Raw genomic sequence first — 21,470 nt, forward strand, 5'->3', positions numbered from 1 at the left:
TGAGAGGAGACCCTATGAATAGTGCAACCGGGTGCCCATTTTCAGGCGGAGCTTTAAAATTTACCGCTGGTAGTGGCACATCAAATCGTGATTGGTGGCCGAATCAGTTAAACCTACAAATCCTGAGGCAGCATTCCCCCAAATCTAATCCCATGGGCAAAGGGTTTAACTACGCTGAAGCCTTTAAGAGTCTCGACTTAGCGGCCGTCAAGCAAGATATCTTCGACCTGATGAACAGTTCTCAGGACTGGTGGCCCGCCGACTATGGTCACTATGGACCGCTCTTCATCCGCATGTCTTGGCATAGTGCTGGAACATACCGCATCAGTGATGGCCGAGGGGGTGCAGGGACCGGTAACCAACGATTTGCCCCCATCAATAGCTGGCCTGACAATGCCAACCTCGATAAAGCCCGCATGTTGCTGTGGCCGATTAAGCAGAAATACGGCACAAAAATCTCTTGGGCTGACCTGATCATTCTGGCGGGTAACTGCGCTCTGGAGTCGATGGGGTTTAAAACCTTCGGTTTCGCAGGGGGGCGCGAAGATATTTGGGAGCCGGAAGAAGACATTTACTGGGGGGCTGAGCATGAATGGCTGGGGGACCAGCGCTATACCGGCGACCGTGAGCTGGAAAATCCCCTAGGTGCGGTGCAAATGGGCCTGATCTATGTCAATCCCGAAGGCCCCAATGGCCATCCTGATCCGGTGGCTTCAGGCCGAGACATTCGCGAAACCTTTGGGCGAATGGCCATGAATGATGAAGAGACGGTTGCCCTCACTGCAGGGGGACATACCTTCGGTAAATGTCACGGTGCGGGAGATGATGCCCATGTGGGGCCTGAACCGGAGGGGGCCAACATTGAAGACCAATGCCTAGGCTGGAAGAATAGCTTCGGTACGGGTAAAGGCGTCCATACGATTACTAGCGGTATTGAAGGGGCCTGGACCACCAATCCAGTGCAGTGGGACAACAACTATTTCGAGAACCTGTTTGGTTATGAGTGGGAGCTGACCAAAAGTCCCGCTGGTGCCAATCAGTGGGTTCCCCAGGGAGGGGCGGGGGCCAATACAGTGCCTGACGCCCATGATCCATCCCAGCGTCATGCGCCCATTATGACCACAGCCGATATGGCTATGCGCATGGACTCCAGCTATGGAACCATTTCTCGGCAATTTCTGGATAACCCAAACCAGTTTGCGGATGCGTTCGCTAGAGCTTGGTTTAAGTTGACCCATCGAGATATGGGACCTCGCTCGCGCTATCTGGGACCGGAGGTGCCTGAGGAGGAATTGATCTGGCAAGATCCCGTTCCTGCCGTCGATCATGAGCTGATTAATGAGCAGGATATCGCCACCCTAAAGAGCCAGATCCTAGCGACGCATCTCACGGTGTCCCAATTGGTGTCAACGGCCTGGGCCTCGGCTTCGACTTACCGTGACTCGGATAAGCGCGGTGGGGCCAATGGTGCTCGCATTCGTCTAGCCCCCCAGAAAGATTGGGAAGCGAACCAGCCCACCCAATTGGCAACGGTGCTCCAGACCTTGGAAGCTATCCAAACCACCTTTAACCATTCGCAGGTTGGCGGCAAGCGAATTTCCCTGGCAGACCTGATCGTTCTCGGGGGCTGTGCGGGGGTTGAGCAAGCCGCGAAAAATGCTGGTTGGTACGATATCAAAGTTCCCTTTAAGCCTGGACGAACGGATGCAACCCAAGCCCAAACAGATGTTGACTCCTTTGCTGTCCTAGAGCCGAGAGCAGATGGTTTTCGCAATTACCTAAAAGGGCACTATTCTGTTTCTGCAGAAGAGCTGTTGGTGGATAAGGCCCAGTTATTGGCCTTGACGGTCCCTGAAATGACGGTGCTCGTCGGTGGTCTGCGGGTGTTGAATGCCAATGTGGGCCAGGCTCAGCATGGTGTCTTTACCCAACGGCCTGAAAGTCTCACCAATGACTTTTTCTTGAACCTGCTGGATATGGGCGTGACTTGGAAAGCCGCCTCTGATGCTGAAGAGGTGTTTGAAGGATGCGATCGCAATACCGGTGCACTCAAGTGGACGGGAACTCGTGTAGACCTAATCTTCGGTTCCAACTCCCAACTCCGTGCCCTGGCGGAAGTCTATGGATGTGCGGACTCCCAGAAGCGATTTGTCCATGACTTTGTGGCGGCCTGGGATAAGGTGATGAATCTCGATCGCTTCGATCTAGCTTAGTCTCGGCTTAAATACCGCGATTTCGATTTGGTAGTCCTGTAGATTTCTCCCGGCCTGCAGGGCTACTACATGTATAGATGCTCTGGTGTATTTGCTATATATCGCTGAGATAGCAAGCTCAAAACTTCGTTGAGCATGCCAGTGAGATCTACAGGCCTTGCCATGGACTTAGACGAATCCGGCCACCATCAACAAGCAAGTCTTCTCCCATAATGTATGAAGCATCCTCACTGGCGAGAAATAGGACCACCTTGGCAATTTCTTCTGGCTGCCCCAATCGCTGCATGGGAATTTCGTTCTGGAGTGCTGAGATCATCTCCTGATCGAATTCCCCCGTCATCTCGGTATCAATCACACCCGGACTAATGGCGTTGACGCGGATATTGCGTGATATCAGTGAACTGGCTAGCGATCGTGCCAACTGGCTCACTGCTGCCTTAGTGGCGGCATACACCGTCAAATTAGCTAACCCCTGGTGCTGGGTCAGGGATGCATTGAGTACAATAGCACCCCCATCGTTCATATGTGGCAAGGCCTGCTGAGCAGTAAAGAAGACTCCCTTGAAGTTGACGCTGACAATTTGATCAAACGTCTTTTCATCCACATCACCGAACCCTGTAGGCGTCCCAATTCCAGCATTAGCGAAAACGATATCTATTTTGCCGAAACGATCCCTTACCTGTGTATAGAGCTGATCTAGGTCAGATATCTTTGAAACATCCACAGCGACTGTGAGGAGCCGATCTCCGGCATTCAGATTCTGAGCCGTTTTAATCAGTTTTTCCTGCGTGCGTCCACAGATGGCAACATTGGCTCCTTCTGCTAGGAACGCCTTTGCTGCTGCAAGTCCCATTCCACTGCCACCCCCTGTGATGACAACAGTTTTATTTTTGAATCTCATGTCATTCTCCTGGTTCTAAAGACCACCATCCACACAAATTTGCTGTCCAGTCACCCATCGACCTAAATCAGAGGCAAGGAAGAGGACCGCTCGTGAAATATCTTCAGCGGTTCCCAGTTCACCAAACGCAGCTTGACTTGCCATCCATTGCGTCTGCTCCTCTGGCGTGTCAGCCACCCAATCCGTAGCGGTGTAGCCCGGTAGTAGGCTGTTGACGGTAATTTTCTTAGGGCTAAGTTCTCTCGCCCAAGTTCTTGTAAATTGCTCTAGAGCTCCTTTGGACGCTGCATAAATACTCGACATGGGTACATAATGCTGGGTCGAACCAGATGAAAGATTAATAATTCTGCCGCCATCGGGTATTAGCTTCACCATCTTTTGCACCAGAAAAAAGGGGCCTTTGACGTTAGTAGAGAAGAGCTGCTCAAACTCATCTTCTGTCACTTCTCCAAAGGGCTTGCTCACAAACCTACCGGCATTGTTGATCAGAATATCGACCTTGCCAAACTCTGTTTCCAAGGTTTGGGTGAGCTGGTTGATATCCTCTAGGTTTGAGACATTGGATTGATAGCCTTTAATCTTTCCTAAACTTGATAATTCATCTTCTAAAGCTTTTGCTTTTTCAGCACTGCTCACGTACGTGAAGGCCACTGACACTCCTTGGCTCATGAAGTCTTTGACAATTGCTTTGCCAATTCCCCTAGACCCTCCGGTAACCAACGCAACTTTATCTTGTAGCTTCAATTTGTCTGTATTCATTGTTTGTCCTTGTGAAATGACGAATTTTTCCAGCTCAAGGGTGGGCGGATCAACTTCTCTGAGGGTGGCGTTCAATACCTTTCGCGATAATTTCTGGATGGACATTGTGAGGAATAGGCCATCCCCGCTCCCAGAAGTAAATGTTGATTTCAACGGTGTTATCGGCAACATCCCAGCGCCTAACTTTGCCGTCTTGGATAGTCAAAATCATCGTTTCAATAGACGTGCCTTCTCGCCCCGTTGGCTGCATTCCCATAAATTCTTGGGCATGCTTCCAATGCAGGCACACGGTAAAGAAGCCTCGACCATTGCCTGTTTCATCAATGGCCTCAAATTCATCGACTAAATCAATGCGAGACTGTAGCGCTTCAATAAATTGTGTGGCCCAGCTTTTGAGGGCGTCACGACCGTGGATATTACGGCCCATTGTTGAATTGACTAACACTTCCTCTGCCACGAGCGCATCCCAGCGATCAACCTCTCCGGATTGAAAGGCGTCGTATAGCTTACGCACAAATGGATACTGGATGGTCATATTCTTGCCTCACTCTTAAAAATCTAAGAACTTGGTTGTCGTCCACCCAGGCGCCGCTCTGATGCGCTCGGTAGTACATTGACGGAAAGGGTTGCATAGGGACCCAGTTTCATACCACCTATCATGAAGCGGATAAAGTCGCCCAGGGATTCCAACAAGCGGGCACTACGCAGTGGACCACAGTCAATGGGATTAAACCCAATCTCGCTAGCTAACGTCATTGCAGTTTGCCGTGCCGCAGGATGGTCACCGCAGACATAGGCCGAAACCTGATGCTCTTTGAGTGGTTGAGGTGATAGCTCAAAGACTTCTTGGGCCATGGTATTGAAGGCTTTGATGACATGGGCATTGGGAATGTCTGCCGCTAACTCTTCGGCTAAAGATTCCGCCATCAAAGGACCGTAGGCAAACCCTTCAGGAATATCGCGATTGTTGCAGTCGAGGATCACTTTGCCAGATAAGCTCTCGGTCGACGACAAAATGGCGGATGGCATCACACCTCGTACTGAGTAAAAGATCACCTCACCAAATTCAGCCGCCTCATCATTGGTGCCACTCTGAGTGTTGTGGCCTGCAAATTCAGCCACGGATTTTGCTCTGTTCGGATCCCGTGACCCCCAAAAGACTTCGTGTCCCTGCTCCGCCCAGAGAATACCGAGGGATCTCGACATGTTGCCGGTCCCAATCAATCCAATTTTCATGACGTTTCTCTCAGATCCTGATCAATCATGGGTTCACACGGATTAACTCGTGTGTCTACTGACTAGACTTCTGGTAAGCAACAAATCCTCTGCTCCAATCGGTGTATGAGTTGATCGAGGTAATATTTCCGCCATCAACGCGGTGGTTGGTACCACTAATGAAATCTGCAAAAAGACTGGCTAGATAGGCCACCCAACTTATGGAATTGGACAATGCACGTCATTGCTTTTTCTCCCGTTGATGCTTGCTCTGATCGCTGATTCGTGATGTGTCATAGCTGCTACTGGATCAATATCGCTGCAGCCGTTATGAATAAATAGGTTGATGTTCTATCGGTAGACTAAAGAGCTTCCATGAATTAGTCAAACGCATGAAATTGATATTAGACATTAATTTCATGCATGTGTTATTCCACTCCAACGGGTTTTCCCTCAATTTTGACTCGGGAATAGTAGCTCTCTGGTTTATCTCCAACCGTTGCCCCTCCGGTCAACATGGCTTGCATTCCGGGGGTAAAGAAGGAGTAAGGAAAGCTGAGATGATGTTGACTGGTTTGAGTCAGACGATCTCGTAGTTTCACTGGCAGATCAAAATCAAGGGCCTTGAGATTATCTTCAAGTTGATGCAGTTTGGTTGCTCCAACAATGACGGATGCAATCCCCGGTTGGTTAGCAGCCCAATTAACGGCAACTTGAGCCATACTACGCCCCACTTCTTTGGCCACGGATTCTAGCTCAGCCACAATTTTCCAGTTGCGGTCCGTGAATTTGTTGAAGACTGGGTTATCGGCCCCTGCCAACGTCCCTAAGCGTCCTGCACCTTCATTGCCCTGTTCACTGGGTTTGTATTTCCCGCTCAACAGACCACTGGCTAAAGGACTCCAGGCCATAACGCCCATCCCGTGCTGTGTACCGAGGGGAATAAATTCACTCTCAATATTGCGTTCAACGAGGGAGTATTCCAGCTGCAGGGAAGCAAGGGGTTCGTATCCTCGGAGTTCGGCAATGGTTTGAGCACGGGATGCATACCAAGCTGGAATATCTGATAGACCCACATAGCGAACTTTTCCAGCTCGAACGAGATCGTCTAATGTGCGCATGACTTCTTCTGCTGGGGTAAGACTGTCCCAGGTGTGGAGGATATAGAGATCGATATAGTCCGTGTCTAGGCGCTGTAGCGATCCATCTACGGCTCTAAGAATATTTTTGCGACCGTTGCCGCCAGCGTTGGGGTTACCAGGGTCGGCGTTGTAGGAGAACTTGGTTGCGATCGCAACTCTGTCTCGCAAACCCCGCTCTCGGATCAATTCCCCGATCCAAGTCTCGCTGGTGCCGTTGGTATACATGTCGGCGGTATCAATAAAATTGCCCCCAGCATCCACATAGGTATTGAAGAGCTGACTGGCAGTGTCTCGGTCGGCACCCCATCCCCACTCTGTGCCAAAAGTCATCGTGCCCAGGGCAAGACGACTGACCCGGAGGCCACTACAGCCCAAGGTGTAGTACTGATTAATAGACATCTCTATCTCCTCATGATTCTGATCACAAACCCCAGTAACGCATTCAAATGGTTGTGCTAGCTAAAGACCACCATCCACACAAATTTGCTGTCCAGTCACCCATCGGCCTAAATCAGAGGCAAGAAAGAGGACCGCTCGTGAAATGTCTGTAGCGGTTCCCAGTTCACCCAAAGCGGCTTGGCTGGCCATCCATTTTGTCTGTTCCTCTGGAGTGTCAGCGACCCAATCCGTGGCGGTGTAACCCGGTAGTAGGCTGTTGACCGTAATTTTCCTAGAGCTGAGTTCCCTCGCCCAAGCTCTTGTAAATTGCTCCAGAGCACCTTTGGAAGCTGCATAAATACTCGACAGAGGCACATAATGCCGGGTCGAACCAGATGAAAGATTAATGATTCTGCCGCCATCGGGTATCAGCTTCACCATCTTTTGCACCAGAAAAAAAGGACCTTTGACATTAGTCGAGAAGAGCTGCTCAAACTCATCTTCTGTCACTTCTTCAAAGGGTTTACTGATGAACCGTCCGGCATTGTTGATCAGAATATCGACCTTGCCAAACTCTGTTTCCATGGTTTGAGTGAGCTGGTTGATATCCCCTAGATTTGAGATATTAGACTGATAGCCTTTAATTTTGCCTAAACTGGATAATTCATCGACTAAAGCGTTTGCTTTCTCCGCATTAGTCACGTAAGTGAAGGCCACGGACACTCCTTGGTCTATGAGGTCTTTAACAATGGCTTTGCCAATGCCTCTAGACCCGCCGGTAACCAACGCAACTTTATCTTTTAGCTTCAATTTATCTGTAATTATTCTTTTTCCTTGTTTCTCATTCATTGAGACTGCTCTAACGTTGCTTCAATGCCATGACTGGTATTCGTGATCATTGGGCCAGGTTGATCCTGGACCTGGCAAGACGGATATAGCTCTAAGAACTCGGTTGTCGTCCGCCCAACCGCTGCTGCAACGCATCCGGCAGTATTTTGACCGAAATGGTTGCATAGGGGCCTAGGTTCATCCCGCCGATCATGAAGCGGATAAAGTCACCCAGCGATTCCAACAGGCGAGCACTACGGAGTGGACCACAGTCAACAGGGTTAAACCCAATTTCGCCAGCCAATACCATTGCTGTTTGTTTGGCCCCAGGGTGGTCACTACAGATATAAACCGAAACCTGATGCTCTGTGAGGGGCTGAGGCGATAGCTCAAACACTTCTTGGGCCATGGTATTGAACGCTTTGACCACATGGGCTTTGGGGATATCCGCCGCCAGTTTCTCAGCTAAAGATTCCGCCATCAGAGGACCGTAGGTGAACCCTTCAGGAATATCGCGATTGTTGCAGTCGAGGATGACCTTGCCTGTGAGGTGATCAATGGATGATAAAACAACCGACGGCTTGATGCCCCGCACTGAATAAAAGATCACATCCCCAAACTCAGCCGCCTCATCATTGGTGCCACCTTGGGTCTTATGGCCTGCCAGCTCAGCCACAGATTTTGCTTTGTTCGGATCGCGTGACCCCCAAAAGACGTTGTGCCCCCGCTCAGCCCACAGGATGCCGAGGGATCTCGACATATTCCCAGTACCAATGAAGCCAATTTTCATAACGTATCTGCCCCTGTATGTCTTGTTCAGCGCATTTGCTTAGCAAGCTTGCCCCGTTGAGTGTTGGACGCCTAGGCTGCCACTCTGTTCTCTCACTTCAAGATTGCGCCAACGCTGGGCTGCAACAGCCAGCCCAGGTTGAGATAGTATTGGCCACTGATTTCATGCCCCATCTATGGCCTCGCATTCAAATCAGAACACCACTACGCTAGATCCACGACTAGGCAGTGTATTGAACATTCTTTGGCAAAGTGTTCAGATCTTTGGGTGGATCGAATTTAATGTCAGAATTTATGGTCCAAAGACTTTGTATGAAGTGGGATTGCAGAGCACTTCAGTCCAATCTTCAGCACGGTATTTTAATGTGCTCTGTTTAGGTAAATCTAGTGGGTGTATTGAACTTACTTGCAAAAGTTTGTAGGGATCAGCAAAAATGAGCCAAAGCTATTTGCTACCAACAGCATGAACTCTCAATCTCCTCAGTTATTGGAGGCTGTTCCCCAAGAGTGGATCGTTTCTCAGCAAATCATTAAGGCTGGAGGCTTGACCATCTCGCATCATGTTGAGCCACCCTCAGATCTTGTGATCTCTGCCCTGAGTCAGCATGTATTGAACGTTACTCTCAGTCACGACAATACTCAACAATTTACCCAAATTGGGAAACAGAAGTATAGTGGCCCCCAACCGTCAGGATCATTCTGGCTAGCGGTAGCGAATGATATGCCGTGTCGTTGGCGCTGGGAGAGTGTTGACGAAACCATGGTGTTCGATATTGATCCGCTCTATTTGCAGACATTTGCAATGGAAAACGGCTATCATGCCCCCGAACGACTGGAATTGAAATCTATTTCTTTTAGTCACGATCCTCAGCTAGAGATGCTGGCTCAGCAGTACCATCGCGAAATTCAGCAAGGAGGCTTAGGGGGACGACTCTACAGTGAAGCCTTGGGCAATCTTTTTCTGCTACATATACTCAGAAATTACTGTTATCAACGCCCTAAGTTCCGCCAATATGACAAAGGCTTAGGGGATAAACGATTGAAGCGAGTCTTAGCTTATATTGAACAACATTTAGCCGAAAATATTGGCTTACAGAAATTAGCTACCGTTGCGGGCCTCAGCCAATGCCACTTCTCTGAGATGTTTAAAAAATCCCTTGGTGTTCCTCCCTATCGGTATGTTCTACTCCAACGCCTTGAGCGAGCGAAACGCTATCTCAGGCAAAGCGATCGCCCGATTATTGATGTGGCTTTAATCTGTGGATTTGCCGATCAGAGTCACCTAACCAAACACTTTCGCAAATCTGTGGGTATGACACCTAGAGCGTTTAGAGAGTCTTGAACATACAGCGAATGAATCAGGTTTCAATGTAGCCGACTATCCAGCAAACAATGGCTTTCTGTAGTTGAAGCACACCCCAGATTTCTTGTGGTAAAGCAGGTTGCGATCGCAACTTCTGCATCAGCTATTCATATGTCTGCTGCTTGAGCTATTCGATCACCAAACGTCTTATCAAAAATCAGCCTAACGGAACAGAAGCACTGGCACTTGCACACTTCTCAGGAGCTGAACCGTGGTACTACCAATCACAAGGTGGCGTATGCGTCGGTGACCATAGGCCCCCATCAGTAACAGGCTCATTTTGTTTTGCTCAATATAGTCGGCAATCACTTTCTCAGGGGCTCCTGTGGACAGGGTTGTGGTCACGGTGAGTCCTGCCTGTTGCAGAGTATCTTCGGCATTGGCTAACTCCTGGGATTTCACTGCATCCGACTCTTTTTTTGCCACTGTCAGCAGATGAATCTCAATATCCTTGAAGCCTGGAGCACTGTCCACTAGGAAGTTCAAGACCCGCTTGCCCGTGGGGCTACCGTCATAAGCCACCAGTAGACTCTCAATCGGGGCAAAGGTTTGGGGAGTGACCAGGCAGGGCTTGGCACTGCTGCGCACAATTCGATCCACGTTGGCCCCCAAATGCCCTGAGGCAAACTCCGCTGCCTCCCCCCGCTTGCCCAGCACGATCAGGTCGGATTCGGCCTCAAAATCATGGAAGCAGTCTACAAGGAAGCCCGTGGGGTTGAGCAGTTCTAGATTACTGAGTCCTTCTGCCTTGAGGACTTGCTCCGCATTGTGCAGAATCAACTTTGCCCGTTGTTTGTTGAGCTTGGCTTTTTCATGCTCCAGGTTCACCAATTCGTTTAACAGCTGCTCGGATGCCCCAAGACCAATACTGCCGCTGAGATTGCCGGTGGAAACGACCTTTTGGCGAATATCACTGACAAACAGAACCTTCATCTGAGCCTGAAGTTGGTGAGCAAACCAGGCTCCATATTTATAAATGCCGTCTGCAAAGGCAGACCCATCAGAGCAGAGAAGAATGGTTTTCATACGGGTGGTTTCCCTAAAGGATGGCGGGCAAGTGTAGGACTAAGACGGGTCGTTGGAGATCAGTTCCTCATCCGTGGCAAGGCGATTCAGCAGGGTGGTGCTGGCTTCATTCAGACCCACCACATTCACTTCGATCCCTTGACGGCGAAACTTCTGTACGGCTTTGTCGAGCATTTCCACCGCCCCTTGGTCCCATAGATGGGCATGGCTGAGGTCAATGGTCACCTGCTCGACGAGTTCAGCAAAGTTAAAGAAGGCCATAAATTCATCCCGAGACAGAAAGAAAATCTGTCCAGACACCTTATAGACGCGATGGGTTCCCTCTTCCAGCATCACCCGATCCACCAGCACCAGCTCGGCGATTTTACGGGAGAAAAACACGGTACTCATAACGATACCCGTGGCCACACCGAGGGCAAAGTTGCGGGTAAAGATAATCACAAACATCGTCGTCAGCATGACCACGACTTCACTGCGGGGAACCCGAGGAATATTGGTGAAGGATGACCAGCGGAAGGTACCAATGGACACCATGATCATCACTGCCACCAGGGCAGCCATGGGCATCTGTCTCACCCAGTCTTGCAGGAACAGAATCGCCCCCCAATAAAAAGATGCCAGCCGCCAGACTAGATAGACGACCTCGGCCTCCAGACTGGACATTGATCACGGACTGACCAATCATGCCGCACCCTGCCATACCGCCAAAGAAGGCCGTGACCATATTGGCGATGCCCTGGCCTTTGGCTTCTTGGTTCTTGTCGCTAGGGGTATCAGTCAAATCGTCCACTAGAGAGGCGGTTAGGAAAGAGGCCAACAGCCCGACAATCGCCAGAGTTAGGGAATAAGGCAGGATAATGTTTAAGGTCTCTAGATTGAAGGGAACTTGAGGTAGGGCAAATAAAGGCGGTGTCGTGGGCAGCTCCCCCCATATCGCCTACGGTGGGCACATCCAGACGCAGGGCAATGGCCGCAATGGTCATGACTGCCAAGGCGACTAGAGGCGAAGGTACCGCCTTAGTAAAGCGAGGCAAGATATAGATAATCCCCAGGGAAAGCACGGTAAGTACATAAACCATGGGGGGCACGTTTGTGAGCTGGGGCAGCTGTGCCATAAAGATGAGGACGGCCAGGGCATTGATATAGCCAATCATCACGGCTCGGGGCACAAATTTCATTTGGCGACCCAGTTGGAGCACCCCAAAGATCACCTGAAAAATGCCGGTCAAAAAGGTGGCCGCCAGCAGATATTGCAATCCATGCTCTTTGACTAAATCCACCATCAGCAGAGCCATGGCTCCGGTGGCTGCCGAGATAGAACCGGGACGTCCCCCGAGGAAAGAGGTAATCACGGCAATAATAAAGGAGGCATAGAGCCCGACCTTAGGATCCACCCCAGCAATGATCGAAAAGGCGATGGCTTCCGGAATCAGGGCTAGGCCGACCACGGCCCCGGATAGCAGGTCGGCCTTGGGATTAACCAACCACTCCCGTTTAAGAGCGCGCAAATTGAGAGAGTGGACGTTGAGATTGGGAATGTTCAAGGGGTCTCCTTAAGCCTGAAAACGTAAATCTTGGTGAGTGGGGGAGAAATTGGTCAGTCTCGGTTGTCAGTGGGACGCTAGATGAAACCTTTACAACGGAGTTATATGGGGTGAGTGAGGTGTAGTGGGCTGATTGGGGGGCAGTGCCGCATCAGCTCATTGACTCCGAGTGGTCCTCACAAATCCCCATTGCTTGAGTTGCCCAGCGTTCCTGTGATGCCTTCCCTATATTGAAGCGACCTAGCTGCTGGCCGATGTTCTTGGGAATTGAGAAAGAGCACCATCGTTTGCGAGTAGATTTGCTTAATAATTTTTTTAATATATGCCTATCTAAAGACAAATCGGTGGCAGTGTCTAGGGGGGACAAAAAAGAGAAGGCAATGATCGCGTGGCGGCGTCTTGGGTGGGGAGAAACCATTTAGCGTAACGGTATGGCGATTGCCTTCCTGCTGTACCCTTAACAAATGTTGGTTATTGACTCCTGTTCTGGGACTTCAGCGGTATGAAACGATTTTTACTCCCTAGCTTGTTAGGGTTATTGCTGGTTGCGTGTTCAGTGCCAGAAAGTACCCCACCGAAACAACAGCCTTTTGTTGCTGGTGCTATTCCTGATCAGGACCCTGAAAAGCTCCAGCGTCTTTACAGCAAGTTAGCCACTTACTTAGAAGCCGAGTTAGAGGTTCCCGTTACCTATAAACCCGTCAATAACTACGCGGCTGCGGTCACTGCTTTTCGAGTGGGGGATCTAGACATGGTTTGGTTTGGTGGCCTGACAGGGGTGCAGGCGCGTTTACAGGTTCCTAAGGCCCAGGCCATTGCCCAGCGAGAAATTGATGCCAAGTTTACCAGTGTCTTTATTGCTAATAAATCGAGTGGGATTCAACCTTTTGAAGCAGTTGAGGGATTGCAAACACTCAAAGGTCGGACCCTTACCTTTGGGAGTGAATCCTCCACCTCGGGACGGCTAATGCCCCAATACTTTATGCAGGAGGCCAACCTCACCCTCAAAGATCTCAAGGGTAATGTGGGATTCTCAGGGTCCCACGATACGACGATTAAAGTGGTAGAAGCTGGAACCTATGAAGTGGGAGCCTTAAACTCCCAAGTCTGGAAGGATCGGGTGGCTGAAGGCAAGGTGGATTTAGAGAAAGTCCAGGTGATTTGGGCAACCCCCTCTTATTTTGACTATCATTGGGTGATCAATCCCCAGGTGAGCGAACGCTACGGTCCCGACTTTATTCCTAAAGTTCAGGCGGCCCTACTTAAGCTCGACCCCGCTGTCCCGGAGCAGGCAGAAATTTTGGATCTCTTTGGGGGGAGTTCGTTTATCAAGACCGATAATAGTAACTATGCTCAAATTGAAGCGATTGGCCGCCAAATCGGCAAGATCAAATAGCGGTATTCTGTCGCTGCAACAGGTGAGTCATCGGTTTGGTGATGTGTCTGCTCTAGCCGATGTCAGTTTTGCTATCTATCCCGGCCAAATTATCGCTTTAATTGGTTCTAGCGGTGCTGGCAAAAGCACGCTGTTGCAGTTACTCAATGGCACCCTTCAGCCCACCGCAGGTGAGGTTTGGGCCATGGGACAGCCTTGGCAAGCCCGCTCGGCCCGGCGGATTCAACGACAAATTGGCACCATTTACCAGCAACTCCATTTGGTGCCCTCATTACGAGTGATCCATAACGTCAATGCGGGGCACCTAGGGCGTTGGCCTTTTTGGAAGGCGGCGGCATCCTTGGTGTGGCCGCTAGAAGTGGAGACCGCCCAAGCAGCCCTAGCCCAGGTGGGCATTCCCGATAAGCTCTATGCCCGCACGGATCGTCTTTCTGGGGGGGGCAGCAGCAGCGGGTGGCCCTTGCCAGAGTCTTAGTGCAAGATCCAGCGATTATGCTGGCTGACGAACCCATTGCCAGTCTCGATCCAGAACGCAGCCATGACATTATGCGGCTGCTCAGTCGCCTAGTGCGGGAGCGGGGCAAGACCCTGGTGGTGAGCTTGCATGGGGTGGACTATGCGCAGCGATATTGCGATCGCATCATCGGTCTCAAGCAAGGCCAAATCCAGTTTGATCTGCCCGCCCAGGACGTCACCCCCGACCAGCTCCGTCATCTCTATCAGCTCGACAACCCACCTTCTGGCTAGGTCAGTACAATCAAGATCGGCCCCTCAATCCTTGTCGCCATGTCGTCCCTTTCCGCTCCCTCTGCCCCCACCGTCACAGAAGCCGTGTATCGAATTTCACCGCTGATTCGGTATAGTCTTTGGCTGCTGTACTTTGCCCTCGTGGTTCCCCTGCCGATCTTGGCAAAAGTGAATCAGGTAGGAGCTATTACCCAAGGCAGTCTTTACGTGGGTTTAGGACTGGGGGTGGTGGCGTTAGCTGCAGCCTTAAGTGAGCAAGTCTATCTTTCCGCCACAAGGATGGAGATTCGCTATCCCCAGTGGGTTCCAACTTGGTTTCGACAGGGCTGGGCTCTGACCTGGCCAGAAATAACGGCCATTAAGCCTCGGCGTACAGGACAAGGTGGTCTGGTCTATTATCTGATTACTCCCAGCGGTTCAGCCCAACTCTTGCCCATGCGGGTGGCTGGATTTGCCCAAATGACCCGCACCATTGAAGACCAAACTGGCTTAAAAATGGTGACTGTTAAACCCCTCGCCCAAGTCTGGATGTACGGCATGTTAATGGGTTTCGGACTCCTATTAGCCCTAGCTGATGTTTGGATTCTATGGACGGGTATCAGCTATTTAGGTGGATAGAATCGCGACGTGCAGATAACTCAGGGAGCGGTGAGTTTCCGCACCACTTATGCCCCATTCTTCTGGAAGAAAGGCTGGGCTATAAAGGTAGGTTTAATCACACCCTGGTCAAAGGGCTGACCGTTGACCCCCATTCCATGGATCACGAGCTGATGGTCATAGACCGCAATTGCGGCAAAACCGAGCTGTGAACTGGAAAAAGCGGTCCAATCCGACGAGCCTGTGGGCCGTAATCGCGCTCCCACTCCGCAGGTCAGGTAGGTGGTGCCAGCAATGGGCTGGGTCCGTTCGTAATGGTGTTCATGGCCGTTGACATAGAGCTGGACCTGGTATTTAGCAAACAGGGGCGTTAACTGCTCCCCCAGGCCTGGATAAAGTTTGGGGGTGCCTAGTAATGGCCCTAAGCGCGTAGCTAGCTGCCATTTAATACTATGTAGTCCCGATGCAAAGATGGGATGATGCCCCAGAACAATCTTCCATTGGGCCATAGATTGAGCCAGCTCGGATTCCAGCCATCGCAATTGGGCAGGCCAGTGGTGACCTGGATTGGTATCTAGGGCAAAAAACTGTACCGACTCTCGGGTAAAGGTATAGTAGCGACCCGCCATATTGAAACTGGGGTAGCGAATCTGCCCCTCGCCTCCTTGGGACATCACGTCATGATTGCCTAACACCGCATGGAATTTGACGGCTTGCTGCAGCAACGGTGCATAGGGTTGCTCGAAGACGGGGCCGATACGCTCCATTTCTCCTCCATCGTAGATGTTGTCTCCAGCTAAGAGTGCTAAAGAGAACGGATGTCGCCGGTGGAATTGCACCATAGCGTGTGCAACATCATACTGAGCCTGTTCTCCCGTCCCTACATCACCCACGGCGATAAATTGCCATCGAGGTGCTTGGGCTAACAACGGGCCAGAATGGGGTACCTGGATCTGTAAAGACTGGGCTAGGCTTCTTTTGTGGCCTAAACCCACCCCTAAGGTAGACAGACTGGCTAATGTGAGAAATCTTCGACGATTTAGGGGCATCTTGGCTGGCTATGCAGAGGCGGCAATTTGAATTGAGGTGCGACTTCCACCCTTGAAAATAGTAACTAAATCAGTGCCATGATCAATGTGGTTATGACTACTCAGTACTGAATAAATGTATTGACGCTACGTATTGGCGAGCATTGCCGTTCAAAATAAGGAAAGTACATTAGCAAGATAGGACTGCTTGTGACCCCAGACGATAGCCTATCTAAATCTAGACAGCCTCAACTCCAGCTTCAACAGATTGATGTCGTGACTGAGTTGGGTAATCAATATTTACTCCAAAATATTGCTTTGGACGTTTTCACCGGTGAACGCATTGGCATTATTGGGGCTTCTGGCTCCGGTAAAACAACGCTATTGCGTCTGCTTAATCGCCTCAGTAGTCCGACGGCTGGTCAGATCCTATTTGAACAACAGCCGTTACCCGATTGGCCCGTCTTGTCTTTACGGCAGCAGCTAATGCTGGTGCCTCAAGAGCCTAAGCTTCTAGGCATGACCGTTCAAGAGGCGCTCGCCTATCCTTTGCAATTGCAAGACCTGCCAGATCAGGACATCGCTAGCCGAGTGCAGACTTGGCGGCAGCGGCTGGGCATTCCTGAAGCCTGGCTAACCTCGACAGAACTTCAGTTGTCAGTTGGACAACGACAGCTAGTGAGCTTGGCCCGTGCCTGTGTGACGGAACCCAAACTTTGCCTATTGGATGAACCTACCTCAGCGCTGGATCCAGGCACCATCGATCGTGTGATCAAAGCTTTAACAGCCAGTACGATGACTTTAGTGATTGCGAGTCACCAATATGAATTTCTGAATCAGATCTGCGATCGCATCCTCTGGCTGCACCAAGGCAAACTCATTTTAGATGCCCCCATGAGTGAGATAGATTGGGCAGACATCAAAGCTGAATTGACTGCTCAAGCGGAACAGGATGATTGGGAGTAGCCCAATTTCCCCAAGATTAAATTTGAACATAGGGCAGTGCCGCCCATTTCCTATTGCCCCTTTACTGTCGGTCTTTGGACTGTTGCTTCCAGATGGTGATGCTGAGATACACCACGCTCAACAAGCAGAGCATTTCCCAGTTCAAACTGAGATTTGCCCAAGTGGGATCGTAAACTTTGGAGACTTGGAAGAGGGATGTAGACAAACCTTTAGGGACCATGGCATTCACATCCACCAAAGCGCCGTAAGCCCCCACGGACCAGCGACTAATCATAAGCCAAGACAGAAACCGGGCGATCCCCTCCAAGTCAAACAACACCCCTGAGAACACAATTTGGGGAATCAGGATCAGGGGCAAGGCACTAGCTGCCTGAATAGAGGTATTCACAAATGCTGAAACCATCAGTCCAAAGCTCAAGCTGGCAAACAAGGTGAGATAAGTTGTGATGCCACATCCCAGGCCCCAGCCAATTAAGGAGGGTTCAGGAGCGTTAAAACTTAACTGAATTACTCCCAACACCAGGATGACTTGGACGATAGCCAGAGCTGCATGAATCAGCACCTTAGAGCCTAGGTAAGACCATAATCTTAAATTGACCAATCGTTCACGGGCGTAGATTTGGGCCTCTTGAACAATGGTCTGAGACGTACTAGAAAAGCCAACCCACATGGCTGCACAAGTAAAAATAAACAACACTCGTAAAGCGAGAGGGGCCTGCATCGGATCATTGGCATTGGCTAAGACCACCAAGGAATTACGATCTTGCAAAGCAAAGGTAATCAACCCAATTCCCACGGGCGCTGTGAATAACAGCAGGATCAAACTATAGTGCTCCCGCAAGACCAGTGTGAGATACCGTTGACTCAATACCCACCCTTGCCACCAGGGGTCTGCGCCTTGTCGGAGAGAGCTTTTCATCAAACCCATCCCACTCGGTTCTCCACCACTGAGTACCCTCTGCACATATTTTTGATAGGTGTCAGATTGCAGAAATTTACCAGACCAAAATTCAACCGCCTGATTCTGATGGGAGCCGACGTCTCCCTTACCCAGCTCGATGTAAATATCAGAAAAGTATTTGAAATCTGCAGAGGGCATCTGGAAAAACGTCAAAGCTTCCTTGGGAGGCCCAAAGAAACATAAATGCCCCCCTTGCCCCATAAAGGCAATATGGTCACAAACCTCTAGGTTAGAAGTGGCATGGGTGACCAAGATAATGGTGCGCCCTTGATCCGATAGTTCCCTCAGCAAATTCATCATGGTCTTGTCCAACCCTGGATCTAGTCCAGAGGTGGGCTCATCCAGAAAAAAGAGTTTCGGATTGGCCAATAACTCAACTGCAATACTGACCCGTTTCCGTTGACCTCCACTCAAATTTTGCACTAGCTCCTGGCTCACATGGCTGAGCTGTACCTGCTGCAGGGCTTGAGCCACAGTTTTGGCACTATCGGTGTGGGGCGGTAATCGTAATTGACAGGCATAGGTCAACACCTCCATGACGGTCAAATTCTGATGGACAATATCATCTTGAGGCACATAGCCGATTTCTGAACGATATCGGTCAAAGTGTTGCCGGATATCATCTCCATTCAGCAAGACTTGCCCGGAGGTGAGCGGTTCAATGCCCAGTAGCGTTTTCATTAACGTAGATTTGCCAGCGCCACTGCCCCCCACAAAAGCCACCAGCTGTTTAGGCTCAATGGCCAAGGACACCTGATTGAGAATCACTTTCTCCCCTTTACCTGTGGGGACTTTGCGCAAGAGCTGATGGGCGTCAATCCGGATTTGATCTCCGCTATCGACTAACTCCAGGACTCCCTGATGCCATAACAACGTGTAGGGGCCGATTTGGATGGTGTCACGCTCTTTGAGGGTATAGGCTGCGTCCAAGCGCTGATGATTAACGAACGTCCCATTGGTGCTGTGGTCTCGGAGGACAAACTGATTGGCTTCATGGCTAATGGAGGCATGATGGCGGGAAACTGTAGGAGACGGTAACGCCATGGCTGCGTAGCGTTGGCCCACATCACTTCCCAGTTCCACTGGCCATTCTTGTAAGTTGAGTAAATTCAGCTTTAATTTGCTGAAGATGGCACTGCCCCTGTCCTGACCCGGCTCTAGATAGGTCAGGACAATGAGATTGCGCGGATCTAGGCCAATTTGGAACTGCTTGGGTTGATCGAGCAAATACCCTGTTTGGGTGGTGATGCGTCTATGCTCGGTAAAAATCCCATTGGTACTGGCTTTGGTCAATCCGTCACCATCATAAATTCGATAGTGAGTACCCTGGCGACGGAATACAGCATGACGACTGGATAATGCCTCCCACCCCTCATTGGGCAAGACAAAATCGGCCCACTGGGGATCTCGACCTAATCGATGTTCTTCTTGATTTAATAAGAAACGTTTAACCTGACCTCGACTCTTAAGTTCAACAAAGGACTGCTGAAGATCTGTCATTTTAAATAACGATTAATGGAGACTCATTTTTCATCAAAAAATATCACTTCTTGAAGAAAATCTTCAGAATCTATCGCAAACTAGTTCAAATCGTAATAATAGCTATTATCCACTCGAAAAAAATTGAAAATTATCTCAGTAAATTAATATGTTTGAAAGAGGTTAACGTCTGAGATAGGTCGATAGTTTGGACCCCTAAACTATCAAGTTCGAACTGCTATTTTGATGTGTTTATACAAAGACTAAGCTATTGGTGGGATCCTTATGCTTGACTCTCCTGACCAACCATTATCACTTCTAGGAGACCGTTATCGCATTACTAGAATTCTGAGTGAGGGTGGTTTTGGAACAACCTATTTAGCCATTGATACCCTACTTCCTTCCCAGCGAAAATGTGTCGTAAAACAGCTCAAGCCCATCGAGGAAGATGCCCACATTAATACACTAGTGCAAGAACGGTTTGAGCGTGAAGCGGTCATTTTAGAATCACTCGGTGGCAGAAGTGATCAAATTCCTACCCTCTATGCACAATTTGTAGAAAAGAACGTTTTTTACCTGGTGGAGGAATGGATTGAAGGAGATACCCTCATCGCCAAAATCCAAAAAGAAGGGTTACTCAGTGAAAATGCGGTGCAGAAGATCTTGATCAGCCTCCTCAAGGTCTTGAGTGATATTCATGCCGCCAACCTTTTGCATCGCGATATTAAACCAGACAATATTATTCTGCGCTGGCAAGATGGAAAGCCGGTCTTAATCGACTTTGGTGCGGTGAAAGAAACGATGGGGGCAGATCAGGCTGAAATGTCTAGCGTTTCTGTGGTTGTGGGAACACCTGGCTTTATGCCTGCAGAGCAAATCACTGGACAGCCTGTGGATGCCAGTGATCTCTACAGTTTAGGGGTGACGGCGATTTATTTACTGACGGGCCATATGCCCCAGGAACTGGATACTGATCTGGCAACGGGGCAATATCTTTGGCACCATTTGGTTCCTGGACTCAGTCCTGGGTTTATGGCAGTGATCGATCAAGCCACGCAGACCCATGCCCATGACCGCTTCCCAACGGCTGAGGAGATGCTACAAGCGTTGCAATTCCATGCCTCTTCTGATGCCTCAGTCGCTAGCTTTCAGCCGATTCCGACGGCCATTTCGACTCTGCCGACTGATGCGGTTCAGGCATCTCAGCTTGCCGGCCAATATGCGACTCAAATCAGTCAACCTGCATCTCCTGTACCTAAGCCCAAAGAATGGTATAAACCCATTGTCACAGGGGGATTAATTGGCTTGACCGTTTTGGGCACTTCTACCTTGGCCGCTCAACATTTACCTCAGTTTTTAGCAGCCTATCAAGATACCCCTGAGGAGAGTGACCCTATGGTTTCTTCGCCACCTCAGACTCTCAGTCCTTCTATCGCCCAGCCCCCCTATCCCAGAAGATCCTCTCCGTCAGCCCGCCGTATCTATGCCAACTAATGCCACTGTCATGGGTCGACCGGGGGCCAAAAACATTCGCTTGGGTGTCGGGACTCAGCAGGGAGTCGTGGGGAAAGCCCGACCTGGAGATCGGGTTCAGGTACTCAAAAGTGCCTACAACGCAGATGGATATCTGTGGTACCAGATCTTTGCCCCCAAGACGACTACGGAAGGTTGGATTGCGTCTCATTTGGTTGATGTTGATGCTGGCGTGAATACGCTCAAAAAGGTGCGCTCCGTGCGGCCAAGGCCAATCTTCAAACTGCCTCTATACAAGCGGCCACAATATCGAAAACTGCCTGTGTTTCGACGCTCACGCCGGGGCTATTGCACCTTCCTGGCTAATGATCGGAAACATATTGTCAACGACCCATGTACGATTGCGGATAACAAAGCGGGCACCTATCAAATTCGATGGTCTGATGGCATCTCTACCACCATTACGACTGAGCCAAAAGTGGCGATCGATGGTGTGCCAGCGGTTAAAGTTCAAACCAGTGCCACTAGCCTGACGGTGAGTGGCAAGAAAGGCAAAGTTGGCTTCTGCTGGGATTGTAATCTTGACGACTGAGTTGAGGGCAGCGCGAGGGAGTGATTGTGAGGGACAAGGTTTGAGAGCCCACCGCTGTATCCTTTATGTTCTA

General features: G+C 50.1%; 17 protein-coding genes and 2 pseudogenes. 8 read left to right on the top strand and 11 right to left on the bottom strand.

What is annotated here, in order from left to right; translation table 11 throughout:
- Positions 1–14: 14 nt before the first annotated feature.
- Entirely contained in the window at positions 15–2,213 is a 2,199-nt protein-coding gene (gene katG, locus HRE53_RS15730; RefSeq protein WP_235111141.1) for a catalase/peroxidase HPI, read from the top strand.
- Between the two features lie 148 nt (positions 2,214–2,361).
- Here the strand turns inward: katG and HRE53_RS15735 are convergent, their stop codons facing one another.
- From HRE53_RS15735 to HRE53_RS15765, 7 genes are all read right to left on the bottom strand, one after another.
- Entirely contained in the window at positions 2,362–3,114 is a 753-nt protein-coding gene (locus HRE53_RS15735; RefSeq protein ID WP_235107131.1) for an SDR family NAD(P)-dependent oxidoreductase, read from the bottom strand.
- Positions 3,115–3,129: 15 nt separating this feature from the next.
- Positions 3,130–3,978, bottom strand: coding sequence for an SDR family NAD(P)-dependent oxidoreductase (locus HRE53_RS15740; RefSeq protein WP_235107132.1), 849 nt, complete (start codon positions 3,976–3,978; stop codon positions 3,130–3,132).
- Positions 3,923–4,408: an ester cyclase gene (locus tag HRE53_RS15745; protein WP_212664266.1), complete on the bottom strand. Its 486-nt coding sequence runs from the start codon at positions 4,406–4,408 to the stop codon at positions 3,923–3,925. Before HRE53_RS15745 ends, HRE53_RS15740 begins: the two co-directional genes overlap by 56 nt.
- A 23-nt stretch (positions 4,409–4,431) precedes the next feature.
- The gene (locus tag HRE53_RS15750) at positions 4,432–5,109 is read right to left on the bottom strand and encodes an NADPH-dependent F420 reductase (protein WP_235107133.1); all 678 of its coding nucleotides are present in this window, start codon (positions 5,107–5,109) and stop codon (positions 4,432–4,434) included.
- Positions 5,110–5,516: 407 nt separating this feature from the next.
- Entirely contained in the window at positions 5,517–6,629 is a 1,113-nt protein-coding gene (locus tag HRE53_RS15755) for an aldo/keto reductase (protein ID WP_235107134.1), read from the bottom strand.
- 60 nt (positions 6,630–6,689) lie between these two features.
- Positions 6,690–7,457: an SDR family NAD(P)-dependent oxidoreductase gene (locus HRE53_RS15760; protein WP_235107135.1), complete on the bottom strand. Its 768-nt coding sequence runs from the start codon at positions 7,455–7,457 to the stop codon at positions 6,690–6,692.
- Positions 7,458–7,548: 91 nt separating this feature from the next.
- Positions 7,549–8,226, bottom strand: coding sequence for an NADPH-dependent F420 reductase (locus HRE53_RS15765; protein ID WP_235107136.1), 678 nt, complete (start codon positions 8,224–8,226; stop codon positions 7,549–7,551).
- 462 nt (positions 8,227–8,688) lie between these two features.
- On the opposite strand from HRE53_RS15765, the gene HRE53_RS15770 reads away from it, so the two are divergent.
- Positions 8,689–9,567, top strand: coding sequence for a helix-turn-helix domain-containing protein (locus tag HRE53_RS15770; protein ID WP_235107137.1), 879 nt, complete (start codon positions 8,689–8,691; stop codon positions 9,565–9,567).
- A 183-nt stretch (positions 9,568–9,750) separates the two neighbouring features.
- On the opposite strand, the gene HRE53_RS15775 is transcribed toward HRE53_RS15770, so the two are convergent.
- Complete coding sequence (locus tag HRE53_RS15775; protein WP_235107138.1) at positions 9,751–10,614, bottom strand: universal stress protein; 864 nt, start codon at positions 10,612–10,614, stop codon at positions 9,751–9,753.
- Between the two features lie 39 nt (positions 10,615–10,653).
- Positions 10,654–12,158 (bottom strand): annotated as a pseudogene (locus tag HRE53_RS15780) (SulP family inorganic anion transporter).
- 502 nt (positions 12,159–12,660) lie between these two features.
- Here HRE53_RS15780 and HRE53_RS15785 point away from each other — a divergent pair.
- The 3 genes and pseudogenes from HRE53_RS15785 (at position 12,661) to HRE53_RS15795 (ending at position 14,919) form a co-directional block, all read left to right on the top strand.
- The gene (locus HRE53_RS15785; RefSeq protein WP_235107139.1) at positions 12,661–13,554 is read left to right on the top strand and encodes a putative selenate ABC transporter substrate-binding protein; all 894 of its coding nucleotides are present in this window, start codon (positions 12,661–12,663) and stop codon (positions 13,552–13,554) included.
- Positions 13,508–14,301: pseudogene (locus HRE53_RS15790) on the top strand (phosphonate ABC transporter ATP-binding protein). The gene HRE53_RS15785 and the pseudogene HRE53_RS15790 overlap by 47 nt, the downstream one beginning before the upstream one ends.
- Positions 14,302–14,340: 39 nt before the next feature.
- Entirely contained in the window at positions 14,341–14,919 is a 579-nt protein-coding gene (locus HRE53_RS15795; protein WP_235107140.1) for a hypothetical protein, read from the top strand.
- A 47-nt stretch (positions 14,920–14,966) separates the two neighbouring features.
- Here the strand turns inward: HRE53_RS15795 and HRE53_RS15800 are convergent, their stop codons facing one another.
- Positions 14,967–15,947, bottom strand: a complete 981-nt coding sequence (locus HRE53_RS15800; RefSeq protein WP_235107141.1) for a metallophosphoesterase — start codon at positions 15,945–15,947, stop codon at positions 14,967–14,969.
- Positions 15,948–16,136: 189 nt separating this feature from the next.
- Here HRE53_RS15800 and HRE53_RS15805 point away from each other — a divergent pair, with 189 nt between their 5' ends.
- Complete coding sequence (locus tag HRE53_RS15805; protein WP_235107142.1) at positions 16,137–16,892, top strand: ATP-binding cassette domain-containing protein; 756 nt, start codon at positions 16,137–16,139, stop codon at positions 16,890–16,892.
- A 61-nt stretch (positions 16,893–16,953) separates the two neighbouring features.
- On the opposite strand, the gene HRE53_RS15810 is transcribed toward HRE53_RS15805, so the two are convergent.
- Positions 16,954–19,353, bottom strand: a complete 2,400-nt coding sequence (locus tag HRE53_RS15810; protein ID WP_235107143.1) for an ATP-binding cassette domain-containing protein — start codon at positions 19,351–19,353, stop codon at positions 16,954–16,956.
- 264 nt (positions 19,354–19,617) lie between these two features.
- Here HRE53_RS15810 and HRE53_RS15815 point away from each other — a divergent pair, with 264 nt between their 5' ends.
- Both HRE53_RS15815 and HRE53_RS15820 read left to right on the top strand, forming a co-directional pair.
- Positions 19,618–20,826 (top strand): serine/threonine-protein kinase, encoded by a 1,209-nt coding sequence (locus HRE53_RS15815; RefSeq protein ID WP_235107144.1) that lies wholly within the window; start codon positions 19,618–19,620, stop codon positions 20,824–20,826.
- Positions 20,816–21,397 (top strand): SH3 domain-containing protein, encoded by a 582-nt coding sequence (locus HRE53_RS15820; protein WP_235107145.1) that lies wholly within the window; start codon positions 20,816–20,818, stop codon positions 21,395–21,397. Before HRE53_RS15815 ends, HRE53_RS15820 begins: the two co-directional genes overlap by 11 nt.
- Positions 21,398–21,470 lie beyond the last annotated feature (73 nt).

Source organism: Acaryochloris sp. 'Moss Beach', assembly GCF_021497025.1.
Taxonomy (GTDB): domain Bacteria; phylum Cyanobacteriota; class Cyanobacteriia; order Thermosynechococcales; family Thermosynechococcaceae; genus Acaryochloris; species Acaryochloris marina_A.

What these genes read in the sequence shown, in the direction of transcription:
- katG (WP_235111141.1), top strand. Translation starts at nt 15, where the DNA reads ATGAATAGTGCAACCGGGTGCCCATTTTCAGGCGGAGCTTTAAAATTT.
- HRE53_RS15735 (WP_235107131.1), bottom strand. Translation starts at nt 3,114, where the DNA reads ATGAGATTCAAAAATAAAACTGTTGTCATCACAGGGGGTGGCAGTGGA.
- HRE53_RS15740 (WP_235107132.1), bottom strand. Translation starts at nt 3,978, where the DNA reads ATGTCCATCCAGAAATTATCGCGAAAGGTATTGAACGCCACCCTCAGA.
- HRE53_RS15745 (WP_212664266.1), bottom strand. Translation starts at nt 4,408, where the DNA reads ATGACCATCCAGTATCCATTTGTGCGTAAGCTATACGACGCCTTTCAA.
- HRE53_RS15750 (WP_235107133.1), bottom strand. Translation starts at nt 5,109, where the DNA reads ATGAAAATTGGATTGATTGGGACCGGCAACATGTCGAGATCCCTCGGT.
- HRE53_RS15755 (WP_235107134.1), bottom strand. Translation starts at nt 6,629, where the DNA reads ATGTCTATTAATCAGTACTACACCTTGGGCTGTAGTGGCCTCCGGGTC.
- HRE53_RS15760 (WP_235107135.1), bottom strand. Translation starts at nt 7,457, where the DNA reads ATGAATGAGAAACAAGGAAAAAGAATAATTACAGATAAATTGAAGCTA.
- HRE53_RS15765 (WP_235107136.1), bottom strand. Translation starts at nt 8,226, where the DNA reads ATGAAAATTGGCTTCATTGGTACTGGGAATATGTCGAGATCCCTCGGC.
- HRE53_RS15770 (WP_235107137.1), top strand. Translation starts at nt 8,689, where the DNA reads ATGAACTCTCAATCTCCTCAGTTATTGGAGGCTGTTCCCCAAGAGTGG.
- HRE53_RS15775 (WP_235107138.1), bottom strand. Translation starts at nt 10,614, where the DNA reads ATGAAAACCATTCTTCTCTGCTCTGATGGGTCTGCCTTTGCAGACGGC.
- HRE53_RS15785 (WP_235107139.1), top strand. Translation starts at nt 12,661, where the DNA reads ATGAAACGATTTTTACTCCCTAGCTTGTTAGGGTTATTGCTGGTTGCG.
- HRE53_RS15795 (WP_235107140.1), top strand. Translation starts at nt 14,341, where the DNA reads ATGTCGTCCCTTTCCGCTCCCTCTGCCCCCACCGTCACAGAAGCCGTG.
- HRE53_RS15800 (WP_235107141.1), bottom strand. Translation starts at nt 15,947, where the DNA reads ATGCCCCTAAATCGTCGAAGATTTCTCACATTAGCCAGTCTGTCTACC.
- HRE53_RS15810 (WP_235107143.1), bottom strand. Translation starts at nt 19,353, where the DNA reads ATGACAGATCTTCAGCAGTCCTTTGTTGAACTTAAGAGTCGAGGTCAG.
- HRE53_RS15815 (WP_235107144.1), top strand. Translation starts at nt 19,618, where the DNA reads ATGCTTGACTCTCCTGACCAACCATTATCACTTCTAGGAGACCGTTAT.
- HRE53_RS15820 (WP_235107145.1), top strand. Translation starts at nt 20,816, where the DNA reads ATGCCAACTAATGCCACTGTCATGGGTCGACCGGGGGCCAAAAACATT.